Raw genomic sequence first — 11,436 nt, forward strand, 5'->3', positions numbered from 1 at the left:
TGTCTAAATAATAAAGAACAAGATACAGAATAGGAGAAATTATGAACCATAAAGTTGTCATCATCGGATCCGGTCCCGCAGGACATACAGCAGCCATTTACGCGGCTAGAGCCAATCTAAACCCGGTGATGTATGAAGGATTTATGGCCGGAGGAGTCGCAGCCGGTGGACAGCTCACTACCACGACAGAGGTAGAAAACTTTCCTGGTTTCCCAGAAGGAATTGATGGAACCAAACTCACCCAACTGTTCCGCGAACAGTCCGTAAAATACGGAACCACCATCCACACCCAAACCATCACCAAAGTGGATTTTTCTAAACGCCCTTTTACCATCTGGTCAGACGATGAAGAAATCAAAGCAGAGTCTGTGATCATCGCCACAGGAGCAACAGCCAAGAGAATGCATGTTCCTGGAGAAGAAACTTTTTGGCAACGTGGGATTTCTGCCTGTGCCGTTTGTGATGGTGCCTTGCCGATCTACAGAAACAAAGCTCTTGCAGTGGTGGGCGGCGGTGACTCCGCAGTGGAAGAAGCAAACCACCTCACTAAGTTTGCATCCAAAGTATATTTAGTTGTGCGTCGGGACCAACTCCGTGCTTCTCAAATCATGCAAAAACGTGCCTTGGAACACCCAAAAATTGAAATCCTTTGGAACCAAACCGTAGTTGAAGCCAAAGGCGGAACTGGTGGACTTACTTCTATCGTTCTCGAAAGCACAAAAGACAAATCCAGAAAGGATTTAGAAGTGGGTGGTCTTTTTTATGCGATTGGACATGTGCCCAATACAGAAGTTTTTAAAGGCCAATTGAATTTGGATGAAACAGGTTATATCCTCACAAAACCAGGAACTACACAAACCAATGTGGAAGGTGTTTTTGCCGCCGGTGATGTACAGGACAAAGTGTTCCGCCAAGCCATTACCGCAGCAGGAAGCGGTTGTATGGCGGCACTCGAAGCAGAACGTTGGTTAGAAGGTCACTAAGGAGTGATTTGATTTCCATTTGCATCCAAATAGGTTTTGGATTCCAAATTAAAAAATATCACCGAATCTCCTTTCGGTGATATGTATTGTTTTTTCCCGTTTTCCCATCCAATCAAAGTAAAGTTAGAACCTCGATACAGAATTTGGTTTCCGGGAAATACATTTGCCTCCCAAGAATCTCCATACCAACGATAGTTTCCTTTTTTCCAGAGATAAAAATAACTAGAATTTGGTCCTAAAAAATCACCTTCCAATTTTCCCGAGAAAGATTCTACGTTTGCGGGAAAGATTTTATGTAAGTCAGGAAGTTCTGTATAAGATTTGATTTCCAATGCGGATTCCGGGAGTTCAAAACCTTTGTCTAAAAAATGATTAAACTCGGTAGGAAACTGTGCATTCATGGTGGTATAACCGGAAAGTTGCAGTTTTTTTCCCATTTTTAAAATTGGGTCTTTCTCTTTTTCAAAACGAAGCAAACTATCTTTTAAAATTTGGTCTGGCGATACACCGGTTGCGTTTTGTAAAGCAAGTGCCGGAGAAGTTCCCAAACATGTTTCTTTTTGATAGGAAATGAGGGCTTCTTTTCCATAGGTTTCATGAATGTGTTTGATGAGAACGGGTCCAATGGAATAAGGAATTAAATCTTTATATTTTGCATCTAACAATAATTTGAATGTTTTTGGTACTTTATTTTCTCGAATTAACTTTTCAGCATCATTGTAAATATAGAATTGTTTTCGTTCGTAAAATTTTGCTTCAATATAACTTGAAAGTCCCGCTTCAAACCAAGGATCGGAAATTTCAGCAGAGGGAATTTTCCCTGTTTCTGACTGAATTTTAAAACAACTTACTTGTTCTAAATTGTGAAGGGCAATCTGGTAAAAAGTCCCAAAATGAATACGGCGGAGCGCATCCGAATCAAACTCGATGACACCAGTGGCTTGTGGCATTTTTTCTCCGCAGCAGAGAGTGATGGAATCTCTTCCCCCAAACCCACCTTGTTCAGTTCCACCAGGAATTTCAGCACCTACATATTCTTTAAAATCCTCATATTGATCAAAAAGTAAAACAGGGATTTTTCCTCGATTTTCCAATTGAAATTCTGTTTTCACATATTGTGAAAAAGATTTCATTTTAAAATTTTCACCAAACACACGTAAGTATTCTTTCCATTTATCTGATCCGTAAAACACATAATTTCCCAATTCTAATTTGGGTTTCCCGTATTTTGTTTCATCAACAAGGAGGAAATTTTCAAAGTTATGAGGTTTTTGGTAAATGTAATCGTATTCTTTTCGATGTGAAATCCAATACTTTGTGATTTTGGTTAAATCAGGATAATTCCATACAAGTGTCGACGAACATCCATTACAAGACGCAGGAACAGAGATAAAACCAATTCCCGAAGGAAAATCAAGTTTAAAAGTGCCATTGGCCCATTCGGTGTAAATACTCCCATCTGCACGTTTCCATTGGTAATGGTTTTTGGACCATTGGTATACTTCTCCACCGTCTGGTCCGTTGAAGTATCCAGGCGTTGGATCTAAAAAACCTAGTTTTAAATCTTCTAGTTTTGGTTCTTGGAGTCTTTCCACGGCCAGAAACGAAGTAGGTGCCGTTTCTCCGAAATCAAAATACAAAACATCAGAACCCTGCCCCCGTTTGAGAGGAATGGTCAAACGCTCCGATTCAGCGTAGATAACAATAGTTAGGAGAAGAAGACAAAATAAAATTGATTTGCGAACCATGGAGAAACATTGACCCACTTAACGCCCCAATGCTCTCCCCAAATTTGGCCACTGTCAAGTGGATTCTACACAGAGTTTTGGTTTCGATAAGCAATGGCAATTTGGCCAGTGCGCGAAATCTCCCGAATTCCAAAAGGTTTGAGTACAGAAATGATATTGCTTACCTGTCTAGAATTTCCAGAGAATTCAATGAGAAGTGAGTCTTCGGTCATTTCTAAAATTTTGACATCAAATCCATTACAAATGGTAAGTGCTTCACTTCGATTGACTTCCGTAATAGAAAATGAAATGAGAACCAGTTCTCTTTGTACGGAACTGGCATAAGCCATATCTTGGACTTTCAGAACATCGGGTAATTTGAGGAGTTGGTTTTTTACCTGACCAACAATAAAATCATCCCCATTCAAAACAATTGTCATTGATGAAACATCCACATTGTCCGTCACACCAACAGCAATGGAATCAATATTGTATCCACGACGGGTAAAAAGTCCAGAAACATGGCTCATGACCCCAGGATGATTATTTACTAAAATACTTAGAGTGTGTTTCATTTTTTCATTTTCCCCAAGTCTTTGAATTCAATTAGGTCTTGTTGTGATTTTCCTGCAGGGATCATCGGGAAAACTTTTTCTTCCGCTGGGATCATCACTTCAATCAGGGCAGATCCATTGTCTTTTAAGAAAAATTCCACGCCCTTATCAATTTCTGATTTATGTTCGATTCGCATTGCAGGAATCCCATATGCTTCTGCTAATTTGACAAAGTTAGGATTGTAGGTCCATTGCGACTCACTGAATCTCTCTTCATAGAATAGTTCCTGCCATTGGCGAACCATTCCCAAAAAGTTGTTATTAAAAAGTAAAATTTTAACACCTAACTGAGATTGCGCGATAGTTGCCAACTCTTGGATACACATTTGAAAGGAACCGTCTCCTGTAACACATATGACCATTTTATCTGGATTTCCAAACTTTGCACCGATGGCAGCAGGAAGACCATATCCCATTGTACCAAGTCCCCCCGAGGTTAACCAAGTATTTGGTTTATCAAATAAATAATACTGTGCCGCCCACATTTGGTGTTGGCCAACATCAGTAGAGACAATAGCTTCTCCTTTCGTTTTGGCATAAACCCTTTGTAAAAAATCTTGTGGTTTGATACTGTCCCCACTGTTGTCAAAATCAAGTGGATGGTTTTTCTTTAGGTTTTGAATGTTTTCAATCCAAGAAGTACGATCTCCGCCTTTTACAAAAGGAAGGATTTCCCGAATGGCATCTTTTAAATCTCCATGAAGGATATAATCCACGTTGATTCGTTTGTTAAACTCAGCGGCATCAATATCAACGTGTGCACGAACTGCATTCGGGGCAAAGTCTTGGTATTTAGCAACTCTATCATCAAACCTTGCACCTAAATTTAAAATATAATCACATTCTAACACTGCTTTGTTGGCATAAGCAGTTCCATGCATTCCGAGCATTCCCACGGACAAAGGATGGGTTCCAGGAAATGCGCCAAGTCCCATAAGAGTGGTAGTGACGGGAGCATTTGCCTTTTCAGCCAGTGCTTTGATTTCGGCAGAAGCAAAGGAATTGATGGCACCTCCACCAACATAGAGTAACGGACGTTTGGCTTGGTTTAAGGCTTCCGCGAATTCTTGCGGATCGCCTTTCACCTTTGGTCTTTCATAATGATGTGGAGCAATTTTGAGTGCTGATGCCTTTCTCACTGATGTTTTTTCTAATTGAACATCTTTTGGAAAATCCAAAAGCACTGGGCCTGGTCTTCCGCCCATCGCAATCTTAATTGCTTCTTCAAAATGACGAGAAAGGTCGTCTGCTTTTTTGATTAAAGCATTGTATTTAGTAATGGGGATGGTGATTCCAAAAATATCAGCCTCTTGGAAGGCATCGGTCCCAATGGCATCTGTGGAAACTTGACCAGTGATGGCAAGGATGGGAATGGAATCTAATTTGGCGTCGGTAAGTCCTGTGATTAAATTTGTAGCACCAGGACCGGAAGTGGCAATACAAACGCCTAACTTACCTGTTGAACGAGCATAACCTTCTGCCATATGGATGGCACCTTGTTCGTGGCGAACAAGGATATGTTTGATTTTTTTACTATGATAGAGTTCGTCGTAAAAAGGGAGGATGGCGCCACCAGGGTATCCGAAGACGATTTCCACACCCGCTTCTTCCAATAATTCGACCATCAGTCGGCCGCCAGTAATTGCTTCGGTTGTAGATGACATACGTTTCCCCCTCATTGTCATTTCTGCAAAAAAGAGCCTGTTGTCAATGTTCTCACGTTTTTGAGTCGATTTTTACTGTCTAAAAAAGAATGCTGAAAATTGGACCAGGGATATGGAAAATACAGATATTGAAAAGCCACAAGAAGATGAAAAGTTCACAAAAATAAAAGCCCTTGCAAAAGAGGCCTATCGTTTTCTTGATCAGGGACGTTTCAAAGAAGCGAAAGAACGATTAGACATATTACTTGATGAAGATCCTTCCAATACATACGGCCTCGTTGGTCTTGGCGATTATTATGCAAAAACCAAACAACCTGAGCAGGCAATCCAATACTATCGTAAATGTTTGAGCGGGGATACAACCAATAAGTTCTCACTTATGGGACTTATGAATGCCTACAGAGATTTAAATAGCCTCAAAAGAATCATTGAAGTTGCGGAAGAATTTCACCACATAACAATAACAGATGCTAGTATCCTATCAAGAGTGGCAGATGCACACAGAAAGTTAAAAAACTTCAAAGAATCCGAAGTGTACTATATGGAAGCACTTCAAATCAACCCAAACGATCAATATGTAATTGTAGGACTTGGACATTTATACTTTGCTTGCCAAAGGTATGTGGATGCCATCCAATGGTGGGAAAAATTACTCTCAAGCCAACCAAACAATATTAAGATCTTAACAGAGATAGGAAACAGTTACCGCAAAATCAAAGACTTTGATAAAGCCATTCTTTATTACGACCGCGCCAAAGATCTCGACCCAAAAAACTTTTTTGCCCTCTATGGACTCGCAGAATCTTATCGTGGTAAAAAGGATTTTAAAACGGCCATCACCTATTGGGAAAAAATTCTTGAGTCCGATCCGGAAAACAAACTCATCATCAACAGGTATGCAGATTCCCTTAGAGGTCTTGGCAATTATGATAAGGCTTTGGAATGTTTTAACAAAATTCTTGCCAGTGGCGATGATTACTTTGCTCTTCTCGGGAAAGCGGCCGCCTTACGCCTAATTGGGGATCTTGAAAAAGCAGAAGAAATTTATTTAGGACTTCTCACTAAATCTCCGAGTGATCCAAGGCCAGCTCTCGAACTTTCTGATCTTTGGGACATTATGGGAAAAAAAGTTCAAGCCATCAAACTTCTTGAGGATTTAGCTAAAAAAAATCCATCCAATGAAGCCATCCGAGAAAGGATTGAATATTTAAAAGATTAAACTTTCGGTTCTTCTGTTATTTGTACCGTAAGAAAATAAAGAACAACAAAAACGACTATAACTCCAGTAACAAAAAAAGTGACTGGAGCTCCAAAAAGAAACCATAACCAACCTGCAATAAAACTGGCAAAGAACGCAGAAATACTTTGTAGTCCGGCATACATCCCAATCCCTGTAGCCGTTTCATTACTTGGAATGACATTACTAATCCAAGCTTTAGAAATCCCTTCCGTTGCAGCTGCATAAATACCATACAAAAAAAATGCCATTATTATTAAAAATGGATTTTGGGTTATTCCCATTAGTAAATAAACAACGGCATAAATTCCGAGACCACATAGGAACATTTTTTTTAGTCCAATTTTATCAGCGAATACTCCAAGTGGGTAAGAGAAAACTGCATAAACTAAATTATAAAAAATATAAATCCCTATGACTTGTTGATCTTCAAGTCCCGCTTCTTTCGATTTTAATATCAAAAACACATCAGAACTATTCCAAAATGCAAACACTAACAATCCGCCAACTAACTTTCTGTAGTTGGAATTTGTTTTTTTCCAATAAGAAAGAAAAGAAAATAGAGAATGGTTTTGTTTCGTTAAATTCGTATGAATGGATTGATTCGATTTTTCCTTCAAAAAAAAAGTAAATCCGATCGCAATCATACCTGGCAAAAATGCAAAATAAAATAAAAATGCATAATCTTTAGGATGGAAATACAGGTATACTAAAGCGAGACTTGGACCAAGGACTGCACCCAATGTATCCATAGAACGATGAAATCCAAATACTCTAGCCTTAGTTTTATTGGTGGCTTCTGCGGATAAAATAGCATCCCTTGCTCCTGTTCTGACTCCTTTTCCAATTCGATCCAAAATGCGCGAGAATAAGACAACAAATGGGACTTGGCCAATACTTAATAAGGGTTTTGATATAGCGCTTAAGGTGTAGCCCAGTCTTACAAAAGGGACACGTTTACCTGTAACATCTGACAGTTGGCCGAAGTATCCCTTTCCGTAGCCGGCTACTACTTCCGTGATTCCTTCTAAGATGCCAATAAAGAGAATCGAATATCCAATTGATTTGAGATAAATTGGTAAAACGGGATACAACATCTCGCTTGCAATGTCCGTAAAAAGACTCACAAGCGATAAAACCCAAACGGTTTTAGATATGTATTTCAAAAATAAGAACCCATCCTCCTTACGGAGCGATGGTTTTGAGTAGGCTTAAATCTTCTTTCTTAAATACTTTAATGGTGGTTTTATCACCTTCTTTTGGTTTGCCGGTCACATAAATTTTGTCCCCAAAAAATGTGAGTTCTGAGTTTTCTTCTACGGCTTCTTCTGTTCTTTTTTCAAAGGTTAAATCAGATTTAAAACGAGCCACATGGTATTTGTCTTTTACTTTTTCGATCACATAGATTTTGTCTTCCCGATTGATCATCGGAGTTCTCCAGAAAATATCTGCAGACTCACTTGTTTTTTTCACACCGAGTTTGTCTGGGTCAAGCAACACAAGTTTGTGTTTTCTATTTTCGACCTTTTCTCCATCATAACCGAGAACAAGAACCCCTTGGTTGGCGATTTCTTTAAATTCCTTAGAACAAATATTGTTGTATGGACTTTTAAAAAGAGCATCATCTTTTGCAGGATCAATGGCCCAAAGTTCATTTGAATAGTGACCATCTGTATCATACTTGATAAACTTCATAAAAAGAATTTTATTGTTCACTACATTGTCACTTTGTTCTTCTTTTTTCTTCAGTTCCTCTTTGGTTTGTGCAAGTTCTGATTTTAGTTCTTCAACTTTAGCTTCTACCTTTTGCACGGTATCTTCTTTTTTAGCTGAGTCGCCTGAAGTGGTTCCAGTGCGTGCTTCTTCTTTTTTCGCGATTTGTTCTTCTTTTTTGCTGAGTTCTTCTTTTTTTGCCTCTACCGCTTCCGACTTTTTCTCAGTGTCTTTTTTTTCTTGTTCGATTTGTTTGATTTCTTCGGTTTTCTTTTCGATCTCAGTTTTGTTTTTGACTGGGTCTTTTTTTAACTCATTTAGGCTTGCAACTGTTTCCTGTTCTTTCTTCTTCAGCGCCTCTTTTTTGTCTTGGAGGTCTTTTTGTTCGTTTGCAACATCTTGTTTTTTATCTTGCAAAACCTTTTTTTCTTCTTTGATTTTATCAGTTTGCAACTTATCCATTTTTTTGGCTTCGTCTTCCATCTTCTGTTTGGTGGCGGGGTCTTTTTCTTTATCCTTCACAGTTTTGTTGACGTCTTTTTCTAACTCATCCGTTGTGAGATCTTTTCCACTATCTTTAAGGATATTTCCTTCAATTGGAATGATGATTTGGGTTTTGCCTGGCCAATTTTTATAAACAGTATCAATCCCCAATTTGTCAGGAGAAGTAGCGGTAATAACTCCTTCTGTATATTTTTTTGTAAAAAACTTTGAGTCTTTTCGGTGCGTTGCATTGTAATAAAGAATGTACTGAGCCAAAGTCTCCGCATTCCCCACCTTGTATTGGAAAGATTTTTCTACATAGGAAGCAATGATCCGTGCAATGGAATTAACATGGTCAAAACTTTGTGATTCGGAAAGAATCAGAATATCGGCTCCCAATTTTCCATCAGCACCAGGAAGAACTCTTTGGATTTTGACTCCATCCACAGTGGCGGTATTTTCCTTTGCAAGGGTTTCAGCCAGTTTACGACCAATTTCGGTATTTTCTTGGATGATCTCATCGGAAGCCTTACGTAAGGAACGGTTGATGAATTCGATTTTTTTGGAACCCTTGATTTCGGACTCACCGAGTGGGGCTTTGGATTGGGCTGTCAGCGAAAGACTGACAAAAGTTAGGCAAATGATGATGGAACGAGAAATTCTCATTGTTTCCTCACGAAAATTGGGATCTGGGATGCCCACAAGATTAACAACCTTTGTGATTCTGCAAAGCAAGTTTTAGAATAAAAATCTATTTACCGGGGGGTGGATCTTCAAAATTCTGTGGGAGAATGCCTACATTTACGCACAGAGTCTTCAATTTTAATGCCGGCCCTGCCATGTTGCCCACCGAAGTCATGGAGGAAGCTAAGTCTGAGTTCCTAAATTACAAAGGGACTGGAATGTCTGTTATGGAAATGAGCCACAGAGGAAATGTTTTCCAAAATATTTTGGACGAATCTCTCAGTGACCTAAGAGAATTACTCGAACTACCTTCCCGTTATGCGGTGGTTTATTTTCCAGGTGGGGCCACTTTACAATTTTCAGCCATTCCTTTTAATTATTTAAAAGTGGGAGAGTCTGCTGATTTTGCACTCACAGGTGTTTGGGCTAAAAAAGCCTATGAAGAAGCAAAGAAATTTTACCCAAATGTGAAATCTATTTTTAATGGGGCCGATTCCAAATATATGGAACTTCCCACCATCACCGATGAGATCGTGAATGAGGGAGCCAAATATGTTTATATCACTTCTAACAATACCATTTACGGAACTCGTTATAAAACTTTCCCTAAATTAAAAAAGGCTCCCCTTTTTGCTGACATGACAAGTGAGCTCTTAAGTCGTAAACTTCCCATAGAAGATTTTTCTGTCATCTTTGCAGGCGCACAAAAAAATATTGGGCCTTCTGGACTCACTCTTGTCATCTATGACAAAGAAAAATTGCCAACACTCGACCATCCCATTCCAAACCTAATGAACTTTGCTCTCATGGAAAAAAATGGATCTTTGTACAACACACCTCCCACTTATTCCATCTACATTGCTGGTCTTGTGTTTAAATACTTAAAAAGAAAAGGTGGCCTTGAGGCGATGGAAGCAACAAATGAAAGGAAAGCAAAAAAATTGTATGAGACAATCGATGCTTCAAACCTTTTTTATGCACCGGTTCCAGAAGAGTTTCGTTCCGCAATGAACGTTGTGTTTCGAAGTCATAACGAAGCTCTAGATTCCAAATTTCTTGCTCTTGCCGAAGAACAAGGGTTTGCTGGGCTCAAAGGATACCGTGACATGGGTGGATTTAGAGCAAGTATCTACAATGCAATGCCAGTAGAAGGTGTGGATGCCCTTATCTCTTTGATCAAAGAATTTGAAAGGACCCATGGGTAATTTTGTAAAACCCTACTCACTCCTATTTTTCATTTTTGTCGGTTCAATCACTGCACATTCGATTTGGATTCCCGAAGGGAACTTGGGTTGGGAAGCAGCGAAAGATTGTTATTTGCCATTAAAAAAAGAAATTCCTCCTGGTGCCATTAGTCCGAGTCTCATCAATTTGGACCGGACCAAAATGGGAGAATTTGCAAAAGAATCAGCAGAACTCCGTATGGCCTCATTAAATTGTTTCCGAGACCAGGTATCAAAAACGCTTCCAAGTGATGACCCTCTTGCAAAGGATTTAGGTGAGTATTTCCAATCCTCATTGCTCGATGGTAATGATAAGGAAGAAACTTTCTTTTCCTATGAGTGGAGGATCCTTCTTTCCGATAGTCGTCCATATCCGCTCACACCCGGAGAAGTGAGTCTCGCCAAACAGTGGTTTGAATCACATTTGGAAATCAAAAAAGAAATCACAAACCTCTCTATCGAATACTTATCTGAGAAAAATCCTAACGATAAGTATGAGCGTTACTTAGAACTTTTCACAGGATACTACGGAAGTTTACTCAGAGAGCGAGATAAGTTCCTACTCTCCCTCTCACTGGAATCATTAAAATCATACACCGATACCCTAAAACATAGAAAGGAGAAAGCAGAATGAAAGAAAAAATTGGAATTGCATCTGATCATGGAGGATTTGCCCTCAAAGAATTCCTCCGGAAAAGTCTCGAGGAAACTTACGAAATTGTCGATTACGGAACTAAGAGCGAAGAGTCCGTCGACTACCCCACCATCATCGGAGATGCCTGCCGAAAGGTTCTTTCCGGTGAAGTTCCTAGACTCATCGCCCTTTGCGGGACAGGCATTGGAGCATCCATTGCTGCCAACCGTTTCAAAGGCATTCGAGCGGCCCTTTGCCATGATGAGTTTACGGCGGAGATGTCCAAACGCCATAACAATGCCAATGTACTCGTTTTAGGGGGAAGGGTTCTCGGAACAGATTTAGCACAGAGAATCGTAAAAAAATGGATAGAAACAGAATTCGAAGGTGGACGGCACCAAAAAAGATTGGGACTGATAGAAGAACAGTCTTAATCCTATTCCTTGTTTGGGGCCTACCCTTATTTGGATGGGA

At 39.6% G+C, this 11,436-nt stretch carries 10 protein-coding genes; 5 read left to right on the forward strand and 5 right to left on the reverse strand.

Annotated features, from left to right (window positions below):
• The first annotated feature begins 41 nt into the window (after window positions 1-41).
• Window positions 42-983, forward strand: a complete 942-nt coding sequence (gene trxB / locus CLV96_RS16615) for a thioredoxin-disulfide reductase (RefSeq protein WP_004786749.1) — start codon at window positions 42-44, stop codon at window positions 981-983.
• Here the strand turns inward: trxB and CLV96_RS16620 are convergent.
• The 3 genes from CLV96_RS16620 to ilvB form a co-directional block, all read right to left on the reverse strand.
• Entirely contained in the window at window positions 980-2,731 is a 1,752-nt protein-coding gene (locus CLV96_RS16620) for a hypothetical protein (protein ID WP_004786066.1), read from the reverse strand. The two genes, trxB and CLV96_RS16620, sit on opposite strands and share 4 nt — an antisense overlap.
• Window positions 2,732-2,796: 65 nt before the next feature.
• Window positions 2,797-3,285 carry an acetolactate synthase small subunit gene (gene ilvN, locus CLV96_RS16625; RefSeq protein WP_004785236.1) on the reverse strand — a complete coding sequence of 163 codons (489 nt, stop codon included), beginning with the start codon at window positions 3,283-3,285 and terminating at the stop codon, window positions 2,797-2,799.
• Window positions 3,282-4,988: a biosynthetic-type acetolactate synthase large subunit gene (gene ilvB / locus CLV96_RS16630; RefSeq protein WP_004785790.1), complete on the reverse strand. Its 1,707-nt coding sequence runs from the start codon at window positions 4,986-4,988 to the stop codon at window positions 3,282-3,284. The genes ilvN and ilvB overlap by 4 nt, the downstream gene beginning before the upstream one ends.
• Before the next feature lie 112 nt (window positions 4,989-5,100).
• Between ilvB and CLV96_RS16635 the strand changes: the two genes are divergently transcribed.
• Window positions 5,101-6,207 (forward strand): tetratricopeptide repeat protein, encoded by a 1,107-nt coding sequence (locus CLV96_RS16635; protein WP_004787401.1) that lies wholly within the window; start codon window positions 5,101-5,103, stop codon window positions 6,205-6,207.
• Here the strand turns inward: CLV96_RS16635 and CLV96_RS16640 are convergent.
• Both CLV96_RS16640 and CLV96_RS16645 read right to left on the reverse strand, forming a co-directional pair.
• Window positions 6,204-7,391 (reverse strand): MFS transporter, encoded by a 1,188-nt coding sequence (locus CLV96_RS16640; RefSeq protein WP_040917044.1) that lies wholly within the window; start codon window positions 7,389-7,391, stop codon window positions 6,204-6,206. The two genes, CLV96_RS16635 and CLV96_RS16640, sit on opposite strands and share 4 nt — an antisense overlap.
• Window positions 7,392-7,410: 19 nt before the next feature.
• On the reverse strand, window positions 7,411-9,087 hold the full coding sequence (locus CLV96_RS16645) for a P83/100 family protein (RefSeq protein ID WP_004787045.1): 1,677 nt from the start codon (window positions 9,085-9,087) through the stop codon (window positions 7,411-7,413).
• Between the two features lie 125 nt (window positions 9,088-9,212).
• Here CLV96_RS16645 and serC point away from each other — a divergent pair, with 125 nt between their 5' ends.
• From serC to rpiB, 3 genes are read left to right on the forward strand one after another with little or no spacing between them, the layout of a single operon-like run.
• Window positions 9,213-10,310, forward strand: a complete 1,098-nt coding sequence (serC, locus tag CLV96_RS16650; RefSeq protein ID WP_081581526.1) for a 3-phosphoserine/phosphohydroxythreonine transaminase — start codon at window positions 9,213-9,215, stop codon at window positions 10,308-10,310.
• A complete protein-coding gene (locus tag CLV96_RS16655) occupies window positions 10,303-10,962 on the forward strand; it encodes a hypothetical protein (RefSeq protein ID WP_004784974.1) in 660 nt (219 codons plus the stop codon). The genes serC and CLV96_RS16655 overlap by 8 nt, the downstream gene beginning before the upstream one ends.
• A complete protein-coding gene (gene rpiB, locus CLV96_RS16660) occupies window positions 10,959-11,396 on the forward strand; it encodes a ribose 5-phosphate isomerase B (RefSeq protein ID WP_002975248.1) in 438 nt (145 codons plus the stop codon). Before CLV96_RS16655 ends, rpiB begins: the two co-directional genes overlap by 4 nt.
• Window positions 11,397-11,436 lie beyond the last annotated feature (40 nt).

It is taken from the genome of Leptospira meyeri, assembly GCF_004368965.1.
GTDB lineage: Bacteria > Spirochaetota > Leptospiria > Leptospirales > Leptospiraceae > Leptospira_A > Leptospira_A meyeri.